Source organism: Pseudomonas bubulae (genome assembly GCF_900618535.1).
Lineage (GTDB): Bacteria > Pseudomonadota > Gammaproteobacteria > Pseudomonadales > Pseudomonadaceae > Aquipseudomonas > Aquipseudomonas bubulae.
In genome coordinates this window covers 84,873-107,177 of sequence record NZ_UYJA01000007.1, presented here as the reverse complement: position 1 = coordinate 107,177, position 22,305 = coordinate 84,873, and the positions used below count along the sequence as shown (strand labels likewise).

At 58.2% G+C, this 22,305-nt stretch carries 13 protein-coding genes; 9 read left to right on the top strand and 4 right to left on the bottom strand.

Annotated features, from left to right (window positions below; all coding sequences use genetic code 11):
• Positions 1 to 230: 230 nt before the first annotated feature.
• From PPTH39_RS22235 to PPTH39_RS22225, 3 genes are all read left to right on the top strand, one after another.
• Positions 231 to 4,823, top strand: coding sequence for an NACHT domain-containing protein (locus PPTH39_RS22235; protein ID WP_130872494.1), 4,593 nt, complete (start codon positions 231 to 233; stop codon positions 4,821 to 4,823).
• A 644-nt stretch (positions 4,824 to 5,467) separates the two neighbouring features.
• The gene (locus PPTH39_RS22230; protein WP_130872493.1) at positions 5,468 to 8,770 is read left to right on the top strand and encodes an NERD domain-containing protein; all 3,303 of its coding nucleotides are present in this window, start codon (positions 5,468 to 5,470) and stop codon (positions 8,768 to 8,770) included.
• 497 nt (positions 8,771 to 9,267) lie between these two features.
• Positions 9,268 to 9,723 (top strand): nuclear transport factor 2 family protein, encoded by a 456-nt coding sequence (locus PPTH39_RS22225; protein WP_130872492.1) that lies wholly within the window; start codon positions 9,268 to 9,270, stop codon positions 9,721 to 9,723.
• A gap of 13 nt (positions 9,724 to 9,736) precedes the next feature.
• Here PPTH39_RS22225 and PPTH39_RS22220 read toward each other — a convergent pair whose 3' ends face one another.
• Positions 9,737 to 10,939, bottom strand: coding sequence for an NAD(P)/FAD-dependent oxidoreductase (locus PPTH39_RS22220; protein WP_130872491.1), 1,203 nt, complete (start codon positions 10,937 to 10,939; stop codon positions 9,737 to 9,739).
• Positions 10,940 to 11,141: 202 nt separating this feature from the next.
• On the opposite strand from PPTH39_RS22220, the gene PPTH39_RS22215 reads away from it, so the two are divergent.
• Entirely contained in the window at positions 11,142 to 11,705 is a 564-nt protein-coding gene (locus tag PPTH39_RS22215; protein WP_095002523.1) for an RrF2 family transcriptional regulator, read from the top strand.
• Here the strand turns inward: PPTH39_RS22215 and PPTH39_RS22210 are convergent.
• On the bottom strand, positions 11,626 to 12,561 hold the full coding sequence (locus PPTH39_RS22210) for an EamA family transporter (protein WP_130872490.1): 936 nt from the start codon (positions 12,559 to 12,561) through the stop codon (positions 11,626 to 11,628). The two genes, PPTH39_RS22215 and PPTH39_RS22210, sit on opposite strands and share 80 nt — an antisense overlap.
• 119 nt (positions 12,562 to 12,680) lie before the next feature.
• Between PPTH39_RS22210 and PPTH39_RS22205 the strand changes: the two genes are divergently transcribed.
• A complete protein-coding gene (locus PPTH39_RS22205) occupies positions 12,681 to 13,463 on the top strand; it encodes an AraC family transcriptional regulator (RefSeq protein WP_095025623.1) in 783 nt (260 codons plus the stop codon).
• A gap of 59 nt (positions 13,464 to 13,522) precedes the next feature.
• Here PPTH39_RS22205 and PPTH39_RS22200 read toward each other — a convergent pair whose 3' ends face one another.
• Both PPTH39_RS22200 and PPTH39_RS22195 read right to left on the bottom strand, forming a co-directional pair.
• Positions 13,523 to 16,432: an RHS repeat domain-containing protein gene (locus tag PPTH39_RS22200; protein ID WP_130872489.1), complete on the bottom strand. Its 2,910-nt coding sequence runs from the start codon at positions 16,430 to 16,432 to the stop codon at positions 13,523 to 13,525.
• Between the two features lie 177 nt (positions 16,433 to 16,609).
• A complete protein-coding gene (locus PPTH39_RS22195; protein ID WP_153328213.1) occupies positions 16,610 to 17,632 on the bottom strand; it encodes an aldo/keto reductase in 1,023 nt (340 codons plus the stop codon).
• Between the two features lie 281 nt (positions 17,633 to 17,913).
• Here PPTH39_RS22195 and PPTH39_RS22190 point away from each other — a divergent pair, with 281 nt between their 5' ends.
• From PPTH39_RS22190 to PPTH39_RS22175, 4 genes are read left to right on the top strand one after another with little or no spacing between them, the layout of a single operon-like run.
• Entirely contained in the window at positions 17,914 to 18,501 is a 588-nt protein-coding gene (locus tag PPTH39_RS22190) for a helix-turn-helix domain-containing protein (protein WP_095020666.1), read from the top strand.
• Between the two features lie 36 nt (positions 18,502 to 18,537).
• Positions 18,538 to 19,677: an LLM class flavin-dependent oxidoreductase gene (locus PPTH39_RS22185; RefSeq protein ID WP_130872488.1), complete on the top strand. Its 1,140-nt coding sequence runs from the start codon at positions 18,538 to 18,540 to the stop codon at positions 19,675 to 19,677.
• Between the two features lie 20 nt (positions 19,678 to 19,697).
• Positions 19,698 to 21,326, top strand: a complete 1,629-nt coding sequence (locus PPTH39_RS22180; protein WP_130872487.1) for an ABC transporter substrate-binding protein — start codon at positions 19,698 to 19,700, stop codon at positions 21,324 to 21,326.
• Positions 21,319 to 22,305, top strand: coding sequence for an ABC transporter permease (locus PPTH39_RS22175; protein ID WP_095002516.1), 987 nt, complete (start codon positions 21,319 to 21,321; stop codon positions 22,303 to 22,305). The genes PPTH39_RS22180 and PPTH39_RS22175 overlap by 8 nt, the downstream gene beginning before the upstream one ends.

The following is a 22,305-nucleotide window of genomic DNA, read 5'->3' as shown; positions in this document are numbered from 1 at the left end:
AGGCTCGCTGCCCCACCTTCATCTATCTCAGCGTGGATATTCTCTTGCGGATGAACCTGCTCGAAAAACACCGCCGCAATGGCAAGGATCGAAAAGCTGTCGCTCAGCAGGCTATACCGTTATCGTCTCCAACCTAGTCCAGAGGCCAAACCAAAGCGCTCACCTGACAACGCTGCGAAGCCTGAAAACCACTGCCACTGTCCGCACAACTTTAGGTAGCGTCATCCATAATGAATACAGCAGACAAGATGCACGCAAAGGCGCTGCAGGACGCCCTTCTAGCCCTTGACCCTGAAGGCCCTGATGGGTTTGAAGGCTTTCTCGGCGTCATCCTGGGGGAGATCACAGGTCAATCCTTCCGTCTCGCAAAGTCAGGTACACAGCGAGGGCGAGATGGTGACTCCGCTTTCGATGGCGGTGCTACCTATTTCGAGGGCAAGCGCTACAAAGATGGCCTCTCGAAAAACGACATCACGATAAAGCTTTTTGACGTTGCGAACGACGACGCTAGCTTGGTGGATCTCTGGATACTCGGAGCCACCTGTGAGGTTGCATCCCAAACCGTCGATGATGGGCGGGCATTTGCCGCCAAACACGGATTTGGTATCGCGGTACTTGACTGGTCTAACAACGACTTTGGATCGCTGCTTGTCGCCGCTGTAGCGGCTGGGGCGAAATCCAAAACATTCATTGCACAAGGTCTTACAGGGCGGCCTGGAGCGGCCCTCGTTACGCCCGCCGCCAACGCGATAGACCACTTTGCAAATCATGGGGATTTTCCCTTCAGGGCCAGTGCGCTCAGAAGCGCGCTCGCCGAAGATGTTGGGTTGGGTAATGCCAAGACGCTCAACCAAGAGTGGCTGGGGCGGTTGTTTACAAACAAGCAGCAGGCACGCATCGAGTTCGGTCAGCCCCTCTCCCCACTTGACCCATCAGGCCCCAAGGCGCTCAATCGGCCCGAGCGTGCGTATCTTATAAACGCATTCTCCGGAGTGCCAGATAGTGAAATATATGCAATTGTCGGCGAGGAAGGTGTCGGCAAATCGTGGCTTACGGCTCAGAGCTGGAGCCTGTCAGTCCCCAAATCACTTCTCATCATGTGCCCCGCAGACGAGCTGATCGACGACGCAGAAAACTTCGATGACTTCCTAATCCACAAACTTATCCATCAAACGGGCGTGAATGCCACGCCGCAGGCGATCAAGCGATGGCAGCGCCGTTTCAAGGCTTGGCGCGCAAGCATCCCAGCAAGCTCTGTCCGTGTAACGCTCATAGCGGATGGTCTCAACCAGCCGCTCAAGTCCAACTGGGCGCGCTGGCTCGATCGCGCTGCGCAACGTTTGAGGGAGCTAGGTGGCTGTCTGGTGGTCACCACCCGTACGCAGCATTGGGCGCATGTCAAAAGCACGCTGTCCTCCAGCGTAAGAACAGTCCCACTCGCCGAATGGTCCATTGGGGACGTCAAGAAGATACTGGGCAGTCGCGGCATCGATTTCTCCAACACTAGGTTCGAGGTCCTCGAATCTGTTCGCAACCCCAGACTCCTCGGAATCGCAATTGAGCTGATAGAGGCCAAGACCATCGAGCTTCTGGAAGAGCTTAATGCCGGGCGACTCCTCTTTGAGCATATGCGCAGGATGCAACAACACGGAGCGGCTCTCATCTCGGCGCCCGCCTTCGCCGACCTTTTGAAGAACCTCGCAGCGGAGGTGTTGACTAGAGCGAATGCGCACGTTGCTGACGACCTCAGGCTGTTCGATGCAGCCCAAGAAACGCAACTCGAGGCTGTGGCATCGAGCCGGTTCTTCTCATCGGTGAAAGGGAGCGCTTACAAGTATGAAATAAAGCTCGAGGGACTCAATCTGGCGCTCGCGCTATACCTCGTCGAGCAACTCGAGCGGGAATTGCGTAACCAACGTGACCCACGGGAAAAGCTGGCAACAATACTGGAACCGATCAGCGCACTGGATGAGACCGCCGAGGTTGTCTTGCTCGCCACGCAGATCGCTTGCCTTGATGAAGAAACCAGCCCCAGCGTACGTTCCGCGCTAATCGAAAAATTCGTCTCGCTGCAAAATCTTCCTAACAGACAGGTCGACGCTTTTTCCATCCTCGCAAAATCGGCTCATCTCGCCTTCCTTCAAGCCGCTGAAAACGTGTATCTGTCACAGGAGCACATCGCCAGCAAGGAGTGGCTGCGTGACGCGCTTCTTAAGCGGCGCAACGAGCCACATATTTGGCAGAGCATTCTCGAATCGACGAAGCGATGGCTATCCTTCTATTCGCTCGCGCCCGAGCGTCGAATGTACAGGCCCCCAAGTCATGACTCTGACAGGAAGGTTGACGAAGAGCGAGCCAAGGTCTTGGTCGAAATTGAGGACCGTAAGGCAGCACTGACCGAGGCCGAGCGATCATTCATGACGACGAATCTCATTGCCGCTCCGCACCCTAGGTTCGATGGCATAAGCCGGTTTGCTTTCTATCTTCTGGCAAGCATGCCGCTGGCACAGGTCGCACCCTACTTCGTCCGTTGGCGGTTCTCTCACGCACTCAATCAATCAATCTCGGCGCCCTACGAAACATTCGAGCAAGTTCTTCGCTACAACCGCACTGACTGGCAGGAGACTCGAGCAGCGCTCTTGAAGGAGCTGGAAACACTGCCGGAGGAACGGTCGTCCCGTGTGGGCAGGTGGACCCGCATGGGTATCTTGCGCGGGACCGGAGATATCGACGACGCGCAAGAAAGTGCACGTATACATGTTGAACTCACATGCGACCAGGAAAGATCTGAAGGCTGGTCATTAATAGAAACCTATTGCACCGTCGATCCATGCGATCCGGGTACCGCCGAGCCCGAAAACGTTCTAGCGACAGCCCAAAACTACCGGCAAATTTATCCCGGAGATCTCGCCCAGAACCGTCAGATGGGCAAGCAGGACCATTTCTTTCGCGGCGCCCGCGCCGGCGTTGTGCGCTTCGTGCCCAATGATGCGATACACACGCACCGTGCGTTTGCGGACGATTTACTAAGTCGGGATGCAGATGCGCGACGCCTAGGCGTTTTGGAACTCATCCGGCACAGCGCGGCCCTTACAAAAGATCTTGCCCTACGTTTCCTTTCGGCCGGTGAGTCTTGCATCGCGTCTTGTGAAAACGACAAAGACGATAGAGACAAACTCCTCACAGCACAATTTTCAAAGCTCATCGCATTCCCGCATCTCACTGCCGACGAGCAGTTCGACGCGATCGCAACCACGCGATGCGATAACATTCTGCTGGAACTGCTCTATTGCGTACGGAAAGCCGCACCGGAAAAGGTGGAGCAGGTATTGGAACGCGTTCTTCGGGGTGGCGATGAGCATGTCCAGACCGCAGTTATTGCCGCAATCCACTTTTCGGAATCGCTGCTGACACCACGCGCTGCTGCTATAGCTAAAGGCTTCGTCCGATCTCCATTCAAGAGTCTCCGGCACCAAACGCTCGCCCTTGCGGCATCAAACGGCGACAAATTATTACTGCAGGAAGTGGTAGATAGTGGGTGGTGCGCGGAAAAACCGGCTAACCGCGACAGCAGCTTCGAGGACTGGTACGGGTCGGCAGCAGTATTGGAAGCGTTGCAAGCGGGCTTGATTGAGATGGAGCCTGCGCTTGATCGAATGAGCCTTTGCCACTACGGATTTGCTGCCGAAACGCTACCTACCGGAGAAGGCAATGTGATTGCCGCGCGCATCGAAGTCGCGCTTGTGAAGGCGTTGAGATATGCAGGGAATGTGGAGTTGCCGGATATCTCTACTGATACGCCGAAAAAGTCCGACCCTACGCCGGCCCTGGCTTCACTATCAGAGCGGGTCCCTCCGGAGAACGACTTCTCATCCCAGATGAACCGGCTCTCAGAAACACATGAACAGTTTGACGAACGTCAACGCCGCATGAATGAGGCCTATAAACGCTTTACCGGTGAGATCACGACCTTAGAAGCAGACCTGATACTTTCCGACCTCACGTTCGAAGGCATCAAAGCCATCATTGGATCGGATGCTGATCGCGGTAAGCGCTGGCTGGATATGTTGATCGCCACCCCCGACCGCAACCTCCGCCATCTCCATCATGTCGCGCTGCAGGTCGCGATTGCGCTCAGCGACAGCAACATTTCGTCAGTACCTGACTTCGTCACTCGCGTGCTGGCATTGGACCCGACCATACGCCGCGTCACTGGGCCTGCAAAAATCTCTGTAGCGGTCGTTAGTCTCTGGAGCAACGCAATTAGCCCGGCGATGGTCGACATTTGCAAACGGCGCCTTCGAACACCGCGAACCGACAGTGACATCGCGAGCGAGGTCATGGCGGCTCATCTCGGTGGAAAAGTGGCATTACTGCAGACATACATCGATGAATTTCTCGCAATCGGCCGACCGTACGAGACCGCGCTTGCCCTCATGATCGCCGGCTTTTGCGACGAAAGCGTCCACGCTGAAGCTGTCCTTTCGCGCTTCGACGGTGCCGTTGGTTTCATCGGTACAGTCCACGCTGCCGCGCGCGATGCATATTCAAGGAATATTTGGGCGAAGACCTGGTACGCAGAGATGCTGAATGCTCAACGGCCAGAGGACTTCTGGAGAGCGTCCATTCTGTTTTTGAAAATCATCGATGGTCGTTTTGGTATCTGGCCCGAAGTTCCTAGAGCACCGTCAGCCGTCTTCACGGCCTTTATGCCAACATTAAATCAGGAGATAGGCAATAGGGCAGCCAAGATCCAAAAAGCGCGCGGGAAAGAGCTGTTTGGTGAAAAAGCTCCTTCGTCACTCATGTTTAGTGCCGAATAGCTTGAGCCATTGACCATGGTGCGTGGCTCAACTCAAGCCGCGCACCATGGTCAAGGTGTTGAGCGTTTGTGCTTAAGCTGCACACTCATTCCGCACATCGGCCTGTGCCTCGAACGGCTTTGGATAAGAGGTGCGCTGGCGCACGGTGATCTCTGTCCTTAATACCGGGATTCTGAACGTGTGTTCGCTGCACGCTTACGGACGTCCGCTTTGGGTCGAGGGTGCATAGTGATGAGTGGCCGCTTTCGGCCTCGGCCCACGCTGTGTGAAAACGTTTTATAGCGAGTTTGACAGTCACAATCGGCACGAAAACGCGTTCCTACGTAAAGTTCAGGTCTGCAGACTATCCAAATAACGACAGAATTTGCGTAGCAACGCAGACTTAAAAACGGGGTATGCGTTTTTACACAGCCTAGACCCAAATCGGACATTGAGCCTCGGAGAATTAGGGGACAATGGAGGCGCACGCATAGTATCGTTTGGCCATGCGTACCGAAGGAGTGCCAAATGGTCCGAGGCGATTTTGGATCGCTATATGCAGGGAGCCCGCGTCATCGGGCGCGTATGACGATGTTTGTTGAAAGATTAACGCTAACCTATTTCCGCAGTTTTGGGGCCGAAACAAACATTGACTTGAGGCACACATGCTTTTAAGCACTATCGCCCTCTACATTGGCGCACCCATAGAGGAAGAGTCTGAACGAGTAGTGCTTCGAGCTCTACTGGCAATACTGGAGGAGCGTGCCGTTCCTGCAACGGTGTTTGCAAACCTGCACATAGGTGGTCGCCAACTCGACTTTGTTATAGGTACCGATCAGCTCACCTTAGTTATTGAGGCGAAAGGGGCTTCATACCCACTACGCGGAAGTTACAACGGTGACTGGGCTGCATTGACGCGGACTGGGCGGTGGAAGCCCTATCGAAACGCCTATATTCAGACTCTTCAGGCTAAGAACGTATTACGTGATGCCATGCGAGCACACGATGCCTCGTTGTCTGGGTACCCTAATGCTTGCGTGATGTTCACCCGCTCACTGCCTACCGGCTCTGATCTTCCTACAAGCAATCACAAAGTAAGCCTCAATGATCTTGGCGAGCTCTCAACGCTGATCGACCAATGCTCCGAACTCCGGTGGAGTCCTGACCGCTGGCATCACTTTGCTGAGGCACATGGCCTTCAGCGGATTACCAATGCAGAGAGCGCGTCCGACACGCGTTTGCTCGACGCAGAACAATCCCTGCTTCGTTATACGAGCGCGTTTGCGGCCACCTATGGGCCGATAGCCGCACGATACTTGTCGGACATCTACGATCAGGACGGACAGGCCTACGAGCTCGGTGACATTGAGGTCGCGCTCTTGCGCGAGCGGTCGGACCTACTAATTCGCGGTCCCTCAGGATGTGGAAAGACGTTGCTGTCCCTCTGCCTTGCCAACCGCGTCGTTGCTAGAGGTATTGTCCCTGTCTTAGTTGACTGCAAGTCCTTCGACGGCCAGTTGGCTACATCGCTAGACCGCGAAGCCGCACTGCTCGACCTACGATCCGCTGCTGCCCTGATTGCTGCTGCTCGGCATATGTCCCGACCGATTGCAGTGTTTGTCGATGGCTACAACGAGTGTCAGGAGGCTAGTAGGGCTCAACTCATAAGGGCTCTTCGCGCTGCATCGGTCAGATACAACGCGCTGATTGTTATCACATCACAGATCGATATTGAGCGACCCGACCTGCTACCGCTTCGACATGTCAGCGTCGGGCGGCCAGGGAATGAGCTGAAGGCAAAAATTGCAAGTATCAACCTCTCCTCAGATACATCCCTAATTCCCCTCCTTGAGGCGGCCACCACTGGTATTGAGGCGGACCTCGTTGGCCAGATTGGGCGCGAGATTCCGCAATCTTCGAGTAGGTTCGCGCTCTTCGACTATTTCGTGCGACGTAAGCTAGGTGACTCAGCCACCGATGGCATACACCTGCTTTGCGCAATAGCGAAGCGACTGGTGGATCGCATGACATTCAGCTTGTCGATCAGAGAGGTGGATCGGCTCTTAACGGAACTCGACTTACCAGCCTCGACGCTGCGGCAGGCTCATAGCTCAGGCGTTCTAAACCTGCGGGGCGATCGTGTGAGCCTGTGCCACGAGATGTACCGCAGCGTCTTTGCTACGGAGGCTCTAGTTCGCCAGACAGGCCACGATGATGGAGCGATTCTAGCCGCCCTTACAGTACCGAAATACGATGCCTTACGTACATTTATCATTGGTGCTATTGAAGACGAGTCGCTGCTAGCGGTGATCCTCAGCAGGGTATCTGACAGCAAGTTATTGGAAGCATGTTTAATTGGTGAATGTGGCAGTGCCGCGCGCCTTCTCATCACAGATGCGATAGCTGCTCTCCCAGCGCGACTCACCGAGGAGGCAACGAGGCTGAGGTTTGATATCACTGCGAACCGTTTGTGGAAGGTGGCAGTCAACCCTGGCAGCCTCACAACTTGGTCAGATCGCGACTTTGCGCTTCTTTCAGTGCTTACGGCCGGGATGGCAGAAGGAAGCTGGATCAAGGAGGTACTCGGCGCGGTGAAGAGGATGGATGCCACTCTCGCCGCAGAATTCCGGAGGCTGCATCCGGAAGCAGCGGAGAAACAGATCAACATTCGCAGTGGCCTGTTCGCGGTCACGTACGTGTTCGGCTCAGGTAACGTGGGCCTCACCCGTATAGCCTCGGACCTCCATAGTGGCTTTCTCAATTTACGCAGAACTAGCACTTCAAGTTTGGCCGCATCACTGGAACTTGCATGGCGCGACGTCGAGTCACCCGGGCAGCTTTACTTTACTTTAGCGCTATCACGCCAGGCATATGAGGTTCGGAATACCTTCGCCCAGTATGTGTTGCCGTATCTTCAGCAAGAGCGTTGGAAATTTCTTACCTATCATGTTCATCTTGACCTTCTCGATTATGCACACGCCCTTCGTGAAGTCCCGGACCATATCCGACAAGGGTACGTCGATGCACTCCAAGATCTCCTGCCTGATCTGCATCCATGGTTAACCCAGACAGCCATTGAGGCACTCAGCGGACTGGGCGCTTTGCAAGAAGAGGAAGATCAGCACGTAGAGACTGTTCGTCTCCAAGTATGCGAAATTCTGTCTTCTGAGTCCCAAGAGGCTCCCGGCGCAGCGTGGGGGTTCTACAACGCTCAATTCGACCATCCCTTCAGCAGTGCCTACATACAGGTACTTGAGGAGTTGCCAGCCCAAGAACAGCTATCATTGCTGCGTCTCGCATGCGAAGGAGCTGAAGGTGACGATTTCTTTCTTAGCTCCCTTATTGATGAACTTGCACGGCAGGGAGATCGCCTTGCTATCCCCTACATCATGCGCTGGACTAAGCTGCCATCGCAGCAGTCGAAGCTACCTCAACAAGCTATTGAAACGTTCGTTGCTGCTTTCGTGGCGCTTGGCGCCCTTGAGAATGACCTACCCGCCGAAACCCTTCGATTCGGAGGGGAGCCTCGTGAGGACGCGCTTCTCGCATGTGGCGTTCTTTACCATTGGCTTCAGCGGCGGGATGCTAGCTCTGTGCTGGAGGAAAATCAGGCGGCATCAGCACTCGAAGTACTTCAGTCAAGCCCTGACGTAACAGTAGGGGTTCTCTACACCATATCCAGGTCTATTTCCGTTTGCGGGGGGCGCTCGGTTGAATTGGTGCGTGCATTCCCCGATCAAGCACTAGAAATATGTCGTGCGGCGCTCCAGAGTCCTAACATCCAGCCTGGCTACTTCGATGGAGCATTCTTTACGAATCACGCCGAGACACTAAACTTTGCCATCAATGTCATAGGTAGGTATGGCTCTGTAGGAGACCTAGCACGACTCCGGTTGTTAATTGACGATTCGCAATCCGCTCTTACTGCCTTGAGCGCGATAAAATCGATCGAAGAACGTAGAGAGTAAGGGGCTTATCGACGCAGGCATTCAGTCTGACAACGCTTAATGCCCTTCTTGTTGCGCCCGCGGGATACCTTAGCTCCACAGAAATGTTCAGCGTCCGTGTCTGACTGACTGCGGCCCTGACAGGCCGCTTAGGGCAGTTCACTGCCAATCATGGTTACGAAGCGTGCTGGTCAGATCGAATGCAAGCGGGTGGTCAAGTGGAGTGTAATATTCCAATTGGTATTCAAACTAAATATTAAAATAGTTATTAATGTTACAAATCAATAGCTTACAGAACAAATTCAAATTATCCCGGCCCACCAAATCCACAAAAAAAGACTTCCCAAGACGTCTTTTTTTGTACCTGAAACTCAACAACCCCACGCAATCCAATGCCATTAAGCCGATCCCCTCACCCCCCCACAAATAGTCCAAACGAACGATGAGCCCCTCCCCCAGTCAGGCCGAGCATCAGCTCAGCGCCAACCCAACCGGCAGACTGAAATAGAGGGGACAAGATGGACATCAAACAATTGCTGCTTGAGCGCGAGCTCAATGCAGTCCTTTCTCGCTATGCACGGGCTTGTGATCAGCGCGACTGGGCTGCCATGGATGATGTGTTCCTCAAGGAGGCGACTGCCGACTATGGCGGTTTGCATCAGCTTCAAGGTCGCGGGCCGATTGTGGCCATGATTCGTGTGCACCTTGAGGGCTGCGGGCCTTCGCAGCACTTGCTCGGCAATCTGTTGGTCGAGTCCAGCGATTCAACAATCGTGAGCCGCGTGTATGTGCGGGCCGCCCATCGCGGCGCCGGCAGTATGCAAGGCTTGACCTATGAATCGCTGGCCGAATATCAGGATCGCTGGGTTTCAACATCAGACGGCTGGCGTATTGCCCATCGGCGCATGGATATCAGCCACGAGCTGGGGTGCCGCGATATCCTGCGCCCGACCACCGAAAGCGCGCAGGGTTAAGCACCCTGATATTTCAGGCAATCGGTATCAATGGGTCCGCTGCCGCCCAGGCTACATCGCGGTCGGCAGCCGGCGGGTAGATCCACACCGTATTGATCTGTGTCTTCAACGATTTGCCTTCCTGGCGGGTCAACTTGACCTGGCGATCCCAACCTTCGGTGTAGACCGCTCCCCAGCCACCCAGGTCCAGGCAGGTAACGTACTTGGGCTGGCTGTAGGCAACCGGGGCTACGCCCAGTATCTGCGCGGCAACGTTATTGCCCGCGTGGCGCCCCAGGACGATGGCGTGCTGGCAGGTCATCAGCGCATGGTTGCCCAGGTCATCCGTGGCGGCATAAGCCACGTCGCCGGTGGCGAAGATGTCTTGCTGGCCTATGACTTGAAGGTGCGCGTCCACATGCAGACGCCCAAGCCCATCACGCTCCCCCGGGATTTGCGCCGTCAGCGAGCTGGCCCGTACACCGGTGGTCCAGATCACTGTTTTCGCTTCGATTCGTTGACCATCACCCAGGGTTACGCCTTGCTCGTCGACGGCTACCACAGACGATTTCAAGCGCCAGGTCACCCCCAGCTCATCGCTGGCTTCGGCGATCGACTGGCTGATTTCGGCGCCCAGTGAAGCCCCGACTTTTTCACCCCGATCCACGATGATCACTTCCATGTCTGCATGCTCGCCCAGTATGGCGCGCAGACGGGCCGGCATTTCGGTTGCCGTTTCAATGCCGGTGAAGCCTCCGCCCGCCACAACCACCGTGTTGCGACCACGGCTTGGTGGTAGTTCTGCCAGGGATTTGAGGTGGTTTTCCAGGCGTATGGCTTGCTCGATCTGGTCCACGTCGAAGGCATATTGCGCCACACCTTGGGTGTCAGGCAGCGCAAGGCCGCTGCCAGTAGCCAGGACCAGTTTGTCGTAGTGATGAATTTGTCTGGCGCCTGCAGCATCGGTGTAAACCACATGTTTTTGCTGCACGTCGATGGTCTCTGCAGCGCCCTTGATAAAGGTGACACCTACCGCGTCGAGCAGTTCGCCAATGGGCGCGACCAGCCGGTGCGCTTCAGGCTCGTAAAAACGCGGGCGTATGCGCAGCTCGGCCTGAGGGGCCAATACGTTCACTTCGACTTGGTTGTGGCCGTGAATATCCAACAGCCGCGTTGCACTCAAAGCGGTCCACATGCCACCGAAGCCTGCGCCAATAATCAGAATCTGCTGTTTCATTTTTTATCCCCTGATGAGAAGCCCGAGCAAAGCAACCCCGAATGACGATCACCACCGAACCTCAATAACGGCGACTATATTAGTCGCAGTTGCAGAGAGCAATCTTTATTTGTGGTTCATGCCACTGCTGTCACGCCCAAGGAGCGTTGCTCGCCTGACTGATCACTGCTAAAATATGCGACTAATTCAGTCGGAGATTTTGATGTCTCTTTACAGCGCGGGCGTTGAGTACGGCATTCACTGCCTGCTCTTTTTGGTAGGCGATGGCGGCGAAAGCCGTGAGGCGAGCGTGCGTGATCTTGCAGAGTTGCAAGGCGTGCCTCAGGACTATCTGGCGAAGATCTTCACCAAGCTGGCCAAGGCCAAACTGGTCGTGGCCACCGAAGGCGTGCGCGGCGGATTCAAACTGGCCAGGCCTGCTGACGAAATCAGCATTCTCGATATCGTCAACGCTATCGACGGCCAAAAGCTTATTTTCGATTGCCGGGAAATTCGTGGCCGCTGCGCACTCTTCGAAGGCTCGCCGCCTGCCTGGGCGCTGGACGGCCACTGTTCGGTTCACGCGGCGATGATGACGGCACAAAAACGCATGGAAGAGGCCCTGGCCCAACAAACCATTCTTGATCTTGCCCGAAAGGTCGGCCGTAAATCACCCGCCGAGTTCCCGGCACAGGTCGGCAAATGGATCAACGATCGTCGAGAGAAGAAAAGCGCCGCGCAGACTTCTGACGACCAGGCCATCCCGGTAACTGAAATCTCGGACTAAGCCCCGGCCCTTTTACAAACCCCACTGCCAGCGCCGCCAATATCAGCACAATCGCAAGCCCTTCATTGAACCCAACCTTGTGCCCCAGCATCAGCATCGAACCTGCGATCCCGAAAACCGGAATCAGCAGGGACAGCGGCGCCACCCTGGATACCGGGTACTCGCGAAGTAACAGATTCCAGCCCCAGTAACAGAAATGCGTCGCCGCGTAGACCTGAAACAACAGGGAAAACAACGCCACCCACTCAAAGTGGGTGACTAAAGAGGTAAAAGGCGCAGATCCGTGGGCAAGCCAGGTAAGAGCCAACAGCGGCAGCGGCGCAAACACACTGGCCCACACCACAAAGGCGAACATCTCCCGCACTTTCGACTGTTTGATAATGACGTTGCCGATACTCCAGCTCAGGGCACTGATCAGCAACAAGCCATAACCCAGGGTCGTGCCCCGGCCGGGGCTGGCCACAATGATGCTGATCAGCCCCAACAGTGCCAGCCCCATCCCCAGTATCTGGCCGAAGCCCAGACGCTCGCGAAACAGCAATACCCCCCAGCCCAGGGTGAAAAAAGCACTGAACTGGATCAGCAGCGCAGCGGTTCCTGGGGGCACGCCCCATTCAATACCCAGATTGATCAGGGCCCACATGGCTACTCCAAAAATCAAGCCATAAGCAGCCAGCCACTTGATGGCAATCGGCGGCCGTTTGACGAAAAATACCCACGGCAACGCCGCAAGGGTAAAACGCAGCGCTGTTAGCAACAGCGGATCGATAGCTGCCAGGCCCAGTTTAGTGATGGGGAAGTTCAGCCCCCAAACGGCCGTCACCAGCACGGCCAGGATCAGATGTTTCTTTTGCATAGGTGGGGGGCTTCCAGTGGCAAGGCGGGCGGCGTCATGCACCAACCAAAATGCCACTATGCACACTTGCCGTATCGGCCCGCTTGCACTATCAGGTCAAAGATCATTAAATTCGGGCCATGGGCGAATTTGAATCCGACACCTGCGAAAATATCCCCCGCGACGCTGTGGTCACGGCCATTGACTATGCCGACGGGCAGCGCTTTGCCCTGCACAGGCATAACCGCGGGCAGTTTGCCTATGCCGCCTGCGGTGTCATCACGGTGTTTACCGACCAGGGCAACTGGGTGGTACCGCCGCAACGGGCCATTTGGGTACCGGCGGGGGTGCCCCACGAAATGAGCATGAACGGCCCGGTGACCCTGCTTAACACCTATATCCGCGAGCCCGCGTCTGTGCGCCTTGGGCTGCCGGCGCATTGTCAGGTTTTCGGCATATCGCCGCTGCTGCACCAGTTATTGATCCAGGCCACGGATATTCCGGCGCTCTATGACGAAACCCGCAGAGAGGGGCTGCTGATGAATCTGCTGCTCCACGAAATAGCCGAGATGCCACCCCTTTCGCTCAATGCGCCGCTACCGGGTGAGCCCAGGCTGGCGCGGGCCTGCCGCACACTGCTGGAGCAGCCGTCGCTGGATATCGGGATTGATGATATGGCCCGGCAGGTTGGCATGAGCCGCCGTACCTTTACCCGCCTGTTTCGCCAGCAAACCGGCATCAGTTTTGTCGAATGGCGCCAGCAAGCCTGCCTGTTGGCAGCGGTGGTGCGCCTTGGCCATGGCGAGGCCGTTACGCAAGTGGCGACCGATCTGGGCTATAGCAGCCCGAGCGCTTTCACCAGCGTTTTTCGCCGGGTGCTGGGCGAGGTGCCAAGCCGGTACTGCCTGAAGGAACCGAGTTGAACCAACTGGCCAGCCCCGCTGCCGGCAAACACAGCACCCGACTCAAAAGGGTATGTGCCTCAGTGCGGATTTCGTATCCCCACAACGCGGTAGGCAGCGCTCCCCGTGCGCTCGAACATCAGGCGCCAGGCGCCTCGCCTGCGGCTGTTGTTATAGCCAATAAGGTCAGCGGACATTAATCGATCGCTATGGGGGTGCCAGTTAATCGACCGCAAACGCCCCTCGCGCAAATGGCTTAAGGTCAGGGCAATACTGATACCCGCAGAGCCCGCTGGCAAAGGTGTCACCGCTGAATCATCGATCGTCAGGGCGGCAGGCGAACGGGGGGGCGGGAGCGCAGCGGCGACCGGCCTCGCGCTTTGCAGGGGCTGTTTTTTTGCGGCCGCGCTTTTACCGGGCAATCGGGTCATGGCCGTTGCCTCGGGTGTCCCCGTGGCGCTCGACGGGCCTGCGGCCTGTGGTTCCCGGTGTGCACGAAGCAACAGACTGCGAACGCCAAGATGCCTCAGCTCACGGGTGGGTGGCCGCCCTGATGCCACTACAGCGCGCAAACGCTCCCGATACTCGACGCCCACGACATATCCGTATAGGTCACCACGCACGGTGGGGTAAACCGCCAACGCCACACCTGTGCTCTGCAGAACCTGACTGTGCTGGCTGTAAAAAAAGTTGACCAGCTTGACTGTTTCTTCAGGGCTCAGCGCCATGTCCCGGGCAAACTCCAGGGCTTTTTCCGTGACGCTTTGCGCCAGCTCATATTCCTGCGCATCCCTGAGGCCTGGTGCTGGCTGTTGCGCCTCGGCCAAATCCAGATACCGGTTCAAGGCAAAGAGTGCCGAGCCTGCCACTGCCCCCAGTCCTGCAACGGCTTGAGCAGCATTAAACAGCCAGCCCAAGGCATAGCCAAGGGCGGTAAAAATGACGATCAGGCTCAGACCGGCAACGACCCGATAGCGTTGGGGTAGATCTTCTTCCCGCCCATCAGGATCTATCCGATTTATCGGGTTGTTACCGACCATGGCATAAACATTCAAGCCGTCGATGGTCCCTGCCGGGTCTGCACTGATCCAACGCTGGAGCCAGGCCGCGTAATAACGCAAACCGTAGTAGTAAAGCCCGGACGCATCGCGTTCCTTGCCCGAGTAACGCAGGGTCTTGAATGTGGCTTCAAGCGCGCTTTTCGCCGCCCACCATGCCGTCGCCCCGAACGGGTAAAAACCCTCCTGGCTGAGCAGTGCCGCGCGCTCATCAAGCTCCAGTACGCCGCTGCCCAGGTGATCGCAAAGGCTGAAGCGCACATGCTCATTCTCGACCCCATCGGGCAACCCCTGCTCCCAGGCAAGTAAACGCACCCCGGTGCGGCCTGCTTGCAGCGTCAAGGCACTTGAGCGCTCTCCCGTGGCCCGGTTGAGGCGCAGCTCCAGCCCTGGCAAATAACGCACTTCATCCACATGGGTGAGGTTTGCGGCCCGGGTCGTTCTACGCTTGAAAACCCGCTGCCCCTGACCGTCGTAGACGTAGGCTTCTTCATCATTCTCACCGTTGGTGCGCTGCACGCTGGTGACACGGCACAGTTGATTGCGCACATTCCACTCCAGGGCCTGACCACGCACCAAGACCCGTTGATTGCCACAGGCATCAAACGCCTCGCCTGAAGCCAGCAGAGAACCGGGCTCAATCATCTGGCTGCGGTTACTGGTTTGTGACACGGACATACGCCGGGTGTAGCCCTGGCCGGCAGAAGGTACATGCTGCATCTGTACCAGGTTGGCGCCGGCATCGTACTGATAGTGCCGCGTGTAGTTGCGCCACTGCTGCGTGTCCGTCGTGTCAAAGAGCACCGCCGCAGGGGTACTGGCGCCACCGGGGTGGCGCGCATTTTCTCGTCCGCTGGCTTTGACCAGTTGGTAGAGGGTGTCGTAGGTAAAAGTGCTCGAAGCCTGGATCATCGCGTTGCTGGCCCAGGTGGTCGGTTGAGCGCCATCCACCACATGGGTCACATTGCCTACCCGGTCGTAGGTGTAGGTCAGATCCTGCAAGATGCCACCCTGTGCCCCCCCGCGACTGGCCTGCAACCGTCGCAAACTGCCATCATCGTCAGCGTAAGTAGCCCGGGTGACAACACCGTTGCCTGCCCGCTCGCTCGTCACTTGCCCGGCGGCGTTGTAGACCAGCTCATCCACCAACAGTTTTGACTTGCCACCTGCCGTAAGCAGGACAACACCTACCTGTTCCCCTGCAACGTTATATTCCAGGCGCTGCCGGTTGCCCCTGGCATCACGCAGCCCGAGCAGTTCACCCAGCGCATTGCGATGCCAGGCCGTCAGGTAATGCCGAGCCTCCAATTGTCGATCGCGCCACGCTTGCGGCTCAGGCCAGTCGAGCGCTTCAGGGGCCTGGCAGAAACGCCGCGACTGGCTGTTTGCCTCGCCGGTCAAATCGTAATGTTCGTTGATGACGCTGCCAGCCGGGTCATCATGGCGGACCAGACGGCCGCATCGGTTCCGCGCCCTGTCCGCTGCATCGGCCGCCCCGTAGGTAAAACGCTCAAGACATCGGCCGTGGGGCTCATCACTGCGCTGTTCATGAACGGCCACAAGCCTGGACTGGGCATCGTAGTCAAAACACTGCTGATGCCCGCGCCCGTTCCAGGTTTTGCGCATCTGCTGCGCGACGCCAAACAGAGTGATGTGCCATCCGCTATCGACACTGTCAGTGCGCAACGCCAGCCCTGAAAGGCTGGAAATCTGGCGTTGATTGGCCGCGACTGTGGCCCCATGACGACGCAACGCCCCCAATCGTGGGTCCCACTGCCCGAGTACAAAACCGGTGGCGCCAAAGACAGTTTCGTGAATCCGCGCCCGGGGGCTCTGCTGTGTACTCAGACGGTGGTATTGCACCCTGCGTACACTCAAGCCCCTGGGGTCAACCGCCGTCAGTGACGGTGTGTGGTGATGCACATGGGTCATGGCGCCTGGCCTGTTTAACGAAATGGAGCAAAAAGGCTATGGCTCAAGTCGAGGGCAAAGGTGGTAAATAATTAGTTTTATTTAAAATCCGCAGCCCCAAGGGTCTGGGCTGAGGGCGGATTTATCGCGCTCACAAAAAAACGCCCGAAGGCGTTTTTATATCTGACAGCCGGGGTTTCACACCCGCGACTTGCGTCCGAAAAACGGATGGCTCGGGTCGTTGTAGCCCGGTGTCGTCGAGTGCCCGGTGACCACCAGATCATTGATAAAGGCTTCGTCCTGCGCGGTGAACCTGTAGTTCAACGCTGGCACATAGTCTTCCCATTGCTGCTCAGTTCGCGGCCCGGCAATGGCCGAGGTGATCAGCTGGTTATTCAGCACCCAGGCCAAAGCGAACTGGCCTGCGGTAATGCCTTGCCCTTCGGCATAGTCACGAATGCGCTGGGCCAGGTTGAGGGACTCGGGGCGCCATTCGGTTTGCTGCAGGCGCGGGTCGTTGCGCCCGGCGCGGGTGTCCTGGCCAGGGGCCTGATCGGGGTCGTATTTTCCGGTGAGCACACCGCGCGCCAGCGGACTGTAAGAGATCACGCCAATGCCGTAATGCTCCGCCGCCGGCAGGTGCTCGACTTCGATCTGACGGTTGGCCAGGTTGTACAGCGGCTGGCTCACGCTCGGACGCTGGATGCCCAGCAGGTCGGCGCTGCGGCTGAATTCGGCAAGTTTCCAGCCGCGGTGGTTGGACAAGCCGTAGCCACGAATCTTGCCCGCCCGGATCACGTCATCCAGCGCGCGCAGGGTTTCGTCCACCGGGGTGTCGTGGTCTTCGCGGTGCAGGTAGAACAGGTCGATATAGTCGGTATTGAGGCGCTTGAGGCTGGCGTCCACCGAGGCAATCACGTTCTGGCGCGAGGCTCCGCTGTTGTTCGGCCCGCTGCCGCCCGGGTTGGGATTGACGAACTTGGTGGCCAGTACCCAGTGCTGACGACGATCACCGATCAAACGGCCCACCACGGCTTCCGAGGCACCGTCGTTGTAGCCGTTGGCGGTGTCGATGGAGTTGATGCCCTGCTCGAAAGCGCGGTCGGTGATGCGCCGGGCGACGTCGTCCGGGGTCTGCCCGCCGAACATCATGGTGCCCAGAGTAATGGGTGAAACCTTCACGCCGTTGCGGCCCAGGTTGCGGTATTGAATGTCGCTCATGCTGACTCCCTGCGTGGTGATCGTGAAATCAAGTGGCGCAAACAGTAGTCAGCCGTGTTCTGGCGGTCAACGCCCAACGGGGCATAACCATAGAGCGGTTTTGTCAGGGTAGCTCTTATTCAAAACGGGTCTTTAAACGTCGGAATTAATTATTTATGGATCTAAAAAACCCTCGGTAATCTCATGACTTTTCGGACCGCATGAAAAGGAATCATCATGAGCCGTCGCCCCCATGGCCCTGACAATTCACCTGCATTCACCTCACTTGCAGGTTCACGCCCATGAATATCCCTACCGGTTTTCTCGACAGCAGCGGCAGCGTTCCCTTCAGCTTGCCCGAGCGTGATCCACAGGGCGACGATCCTGTCGCCAAACGTATCAGCCACAACCTGCAGCGCTTGCGCGACAAGCGCCAGTTGTCCCTGGAAGCACTGGCCCATGCCAGTGGTGTGCGCCGCGCGATGATTGCGCAGATCGAAGCGGGCCGCAGCTTCCCCTCGGTCAAGGTGCTGAGCAAAGTCGCCGCCGCACTGAAAGTGTCCATCGCCGAGTTCCTCGACCCCGACGGCGCCGGCATGGTTATACGCCGCGCCCTGCCCCCTGAGCACGCCGCCCCCCTGGTGACGTTCAACGAGCTGCGCCTGGGGCCCCAGGCCGAGGAAAGAGTGCCCGGCAACCCCCATGGCGTGCAAAACCACCTGCTGGTGGCCGAGGGCACTCTGGAGCTGAAAATCAATGACGAACTGGTTGTGCTGCACGCTGGCGACTCGATCCTGTTTCGCGCCGAACGGCCCCACCGGTACCGCAACCCGCACAACAGCGAAGCCGTCGCCTACCTGCTGACCAGCCCTGCGCAAGTGCAGGAATAGCCCGCGTTTTCCTATCCCCTGCCTGGAGCCTTCGCCTTGTCACGTCAGCCCTCCCCTCTGGATTTTCCTCAAAGCCCGCTGTCCCGTGCCTTTGAACAACCGTTGTTTCTGGGCCTGTTCCTGCCGGTGCAGTCCGGTGGCTGGAGCCCTTCGGCGCTGCCACGCAGTACCACCTGGACCTTTGACTACAACCGCCAGTTGACCCTGCGCGCCGAAGAGTTGGGTTTTGACCTGGTGTTTGCCCTCGCTGAATGGTTGGGCAAAGGCGGCTACGGGGGCGATATCCGTTACCACGACGAGTCGCTGGATGCCTTTATCACTCAGGCAGCGCTGGCGTCGGTAACCTCGCGCATCCTGCTGATCTCTACCCTGCATGTGCTCTATGGCCCCTGGCATCCACTGCACCTGGCCAAGTTCGGCGCCACCCTTGACCATATCAGCAAGGGCCGCTGGGGCCTGAACCTGGTGACCGGGCATCGTCATCGCGAACACCGGCGCTTCGGTCAGGCCCCCATCGAGCACGATCAGCGCTACCGCCAGGCCGACGAATTTATCCGCGTGGTGCAGGAACTGTGGCACAGCCCGGACAACGTCGATTTCAGCGGCGATCATTACAAGCTCGAAGAGGCCTATGTCAGCGTCAAACCGTCCTTTGGCCGTCCGGTGCTGGTCAACGCCACCGGCTCACCCGCCGGTATCGACTTCGCGGCACGGCATTCCGACATTGTGTTCACCACCAGCCCCGGCAGTGCCGAGATCGAAAACGCGCTGGAGAAACTGCCCGAGCATTTGCAGCGCATCAAACACGCCGCCCGTGACTATGGCCGTCAGGTGCGCACCCTGATCAACCCGCTGGTGATTTGCCGCGACAGCGATGCCGAAGCCTGGGAAGTCCACGCCGCGATCACGGCCGCAGGTGACCCCGGTGCACTGGAGGGCCATGCCCGTGAAGCCAGTGATGCCCATGCCTGGCGCGGCCATCAACCGGCCGAGCGTTATGTGGGCGGCAATATCCAGCTGGTCGGCAGCCCCGAGACCGTGGTGCGCGACATCATCCGCCTCAAAGAGGCCGGTATCGACGGCTTGCAACTGAGCTTCTTCGACTTTGCCCCCGACCTTGAACAGTTTGGCGAGCGCGTGTTGCCCCTTTTGCGCCAGGCCGGCCTGCGCCGCTAACCCACCCCAGGAAGACCGCCATGCCCTTTACCCGTCGTCAATTTGTTGTTGGCCTGTCTGCCCTGTCCGCGCTCGGCGCCAGCGTGCCGTTCCTGCCCACTGCCCTGGCCGATGCCACGGGGCAGGCCGTCAGCGGACGCCGGGTGTTCAACTTGCTGATCAATCCCGAGCCGCCATCACTGAGCTCTTTCAACACCACCGCCGGTACCAGCGTCACCGCCAGCAGCAAGGTGCTGGAGGGGCTGCTGACTTACGATGAAGCCCTCAATGCCCGCCCTGCACTGGCCACCGCCTGGGAGGCCGCGCCCGATGGCTTGAGCTACCGCTTCACCCTGCGCGAAGGGGTCAAATGGCATGACGGCGAGCCGTTCACCTCGGCCGACGTGGCGTTCTCCCTGGACCTGATCAAGCGTTTTCACCCCCGGGGTTCCAGTACCTTTGCCAACCTGGAGCGGGTCGATACCCCCGACGACCACACTGCCATCGTTCATTTGAGCAAGCCGGCGCCGTACTTGATTCGCGGTTTTGCCGGCGGTGAAACGCCGATCCTGCCCAAGCACCTGTATGCCTCGGGCGACCCGCTGAGCAATCTGCACAACAACGCCCCGGTGGGCACCGGCCCCTTCCGTTTCAAGCGCTGGGAGCGCGGCAGTTTTATCGAGTACGAACGCAACCCGAACTACTGGGACCCGGCGGCAACGGTTGTCGATACGCTGATTCTCAAAGTCATCCCCGACGGTGCCGCGCGCCTGGCCGCGTTTGAAAACGGCACGCTGGATGCAGGCGGGCAAAGCCCGGTGCCGCTAAGCGAGCTGGAGCGCCTGACCAAATCCGGCCGTTTAAAAGCCACTACCCGCGGCTATCGCTACACCATTACCCCGACCATGCTCGAGTTCAACCTCGATAACCCGCTGTTGTCTCGCCTCGAGGTGCGCCAGGCAATTGCCCATGCCCTGGACCGCGAAGTGATCCGCAAGGTGGTGTACTACGGCTACGCCGAAGCCAGCTATTCACCGATCCCGAAAAGCTTCGCCAACTACGTCTACGAGGGCCCCAACCCGTATCCCTTCGACACCGAGGCAGCCAATGCATTGCTGGACAAGGCCGGGTTGGTAAAAAAAGGCACCTGGCGTTTCAGCCTGACCCTCGACCCGCTGCCCTACGGCGACAGCTACAGCCGCACTGCCACCTATGTGCGCAGTGCCCTGGCACGCATTGGCATCGAAGTGAAACTGCGCGCTCAGGACTTTCCCACCTATATCAAACGTATCTACACCGACCGCGACTTTGACTTTGCCGTGGTCGGCATGGGCACCCTGTATGACCCCACGGTAGGTGTGCAACGCCTGTTCTGGTCGAAGAATTTTCGCCAGGGCGTGCCGTTTTCCAATGGCACCCACTACAACAATCCCGAAGTCGACCGCCTGCTGGAAAGCGCCGCGGTAGAGACCGACGAACAAAAACGCGGCGAGCTGTTCAAGGCGTTCCAGAAGATCGTGATTGAAGAAGTGCCTTCGATCACCCTGGTCATGCAGCAACAGGTCTCGGTGTACAACGCCCGGGTCAGCGGTTTCGAAGATGACGCCAACGGCCTGGACAGCAGCCTGGCCAATATCAGCCTGGCTGACACCGGAGGCGCCCATGCTTGAACGGCGCAGAATGTGGCGCCTGTCACGGCGCACCTTGTGGCAGGCCATCCCCACCGTAGTCGGCATCCTGTTGCTGAATTTTTTGCTGCTGCGGCTGATCCCCGGTGACGCCGTGGATGTGCTGGCCGGTGAGTCCGGCGGCGCCAGTGCCGAAACCCTGCTGCAGTGGCGCAGCCATTTTGGCCTGGACTTGAGCCTGCTGGAGCAATTGCAACGCTACCTCGGCCAACTGGCCCATCTGGACCTCGGCCTGTCGCCACGCTTCAACCTGCCAGTCAGCCACCTGGTACTCGATCGCCTGCCCAATACCCTGGTGCTGATGGTCGGCGCATTGGGGCTGGCGCTGGCCATCGGCATCGCCGCCGGTACGGCAATGGCCACCTGGGTCGGTCGCTGGCCTGACCGCGTGTTGTCACTGGCGGTGTTGCTGCTGTATTCCACGCCGGGGTTCTGGATCGGCTTGATGGCGGTGCTGCTGTTTTCGGTCAAGCTCGGCTGGTTGCCCAGCAACGGTTTTCAGACCCTGGGCCTCGATCTGCACGGCACGGCCTGGCTGCTCGACCGCCTGCAGCACGCCGTGCTGCCAGTGCTGGCGCTGGCCACGTTCTATATCGCCCTGTATGCCCGCCTGACCCGTGCCGCGATGCTCGAAGTGCAACGTCAGGACTACGTGCGCACCGCCCGGGCCAAGGGCCTGGCGCCATGGCGAGTGGTGTCGCGGCATGTGCTGCGCAATGCCCTGCTGCCGGTTTCGACCCTGGCCGGGCTGCATTTCGCCGCCCTGCTCGGCGGCGCCGCCGTCACCGAAACCCTGTTCGGCTGGCCCGGCCTGGGCCGTCTCACCCTCGAGGCGGTGATGTCCCGTGACTACAACCTGCTGCTGGGCATCCTGCTGCTGTCATCGATGCTGGTGGTGGTGATCAATATCGCCGTCGACCTGCTGCAAGCCTGGCTCGACCCGCGCATCCAGGCCGACTGA

What these genes read in the sequence shown, in the direction of transcription:
- PPTH39_RS22225 (WP_130872492.1), top strand. Translation starts at nt 9,268, where the DNA reads ATGGACATCAAACAATTGCTGCTTGAGCGCGAGCTCAATGCAGTCCTT.
- PPTH39_RS22200 (WP_130872489.1), bottom strand. Translation starts at nt 16,432, where the DNA reads ATGACCCATGTGCATCACCACACACCGTCACTGACGGCGGTTGACCCC.
- PPTH39_RS22220 (WP_130872491.1), bottom strand. Translation starts at nt 10,939, where the DNA reads ATGAAACAGCAGATTCTGATTATTGGCGCAGGCTTCGGTGGCATGTGG.
- PPTH39_RS22235 (WP_130872494.1), top strand. Translation starts at nt 231, where the DNA reads ATGAATACAGCAGACAAGATGCACGCAAAGGCGCTGCAGGACGCCCTT.
- PPTH39_RS22180 (WP_130872487.1), top strand. Translation starts at nt 19,698, where the DNA reads ATGCCCTTTACCCGTCGTCAATTTGTTGTTGGCCTGTCTGCCCTGTCC.
- PPTH39_RS22215 (WP_095002523.1), top strand. Translation starts at nt 11,142, where the DNA reads ATGTCTCTTTACAGCGCGGGCGTTGAGTACGGCATTCACTGCCTGCTC.
- PPTH39_RS22190 (WP_095020666.1), top strand. Translation starts at nt 17,914, where the DNA reads ATGAATATCCCTACCGGTTTTCTCGACAGCAGCGGCAGCGTTCCCTTC.
- PPTH39_RS22175 (WP_095002516.1), top strand. Translation starts at nt 21,319, where the DNA reads ATGCTTGAACGGCGCAGAATGTGGCGCCTGTCACGGCGCACCTTGTGG.
- PPTH39_RS22195 (WP_153328213.1), bottom strand. Translation starts at nt 17,632, where the DNA reads ATGAGCGACATTCAATACCGCAACCTGGGCCGCAACGGCGTGAAGGTT.
- PPTH39_RS22205 (WP_095025623.1), top strand. Translation starts at nt 12,681, where the DNA reads ATGGGCGAATTTGAATCCGACACCTGCGAAAATATCCCCCGCGACGCT.
- PPTH39_RS22230 (WP_130872493.1), top strand. Translation starts at nt 5,468, where the DNA reads ATGCTTTTAAGCACTATCGCCCTCTACATTGGCGCACCCATAGAGGAA.
- PPTH39_RS22210 (WP_130872490.1), bottom strand. Translation starts at nt 12,561, where the DNA reads ATGCAAAAGAAACATCTGATCCTGGCCGTGCTGGTGACGGCCGTTTGG.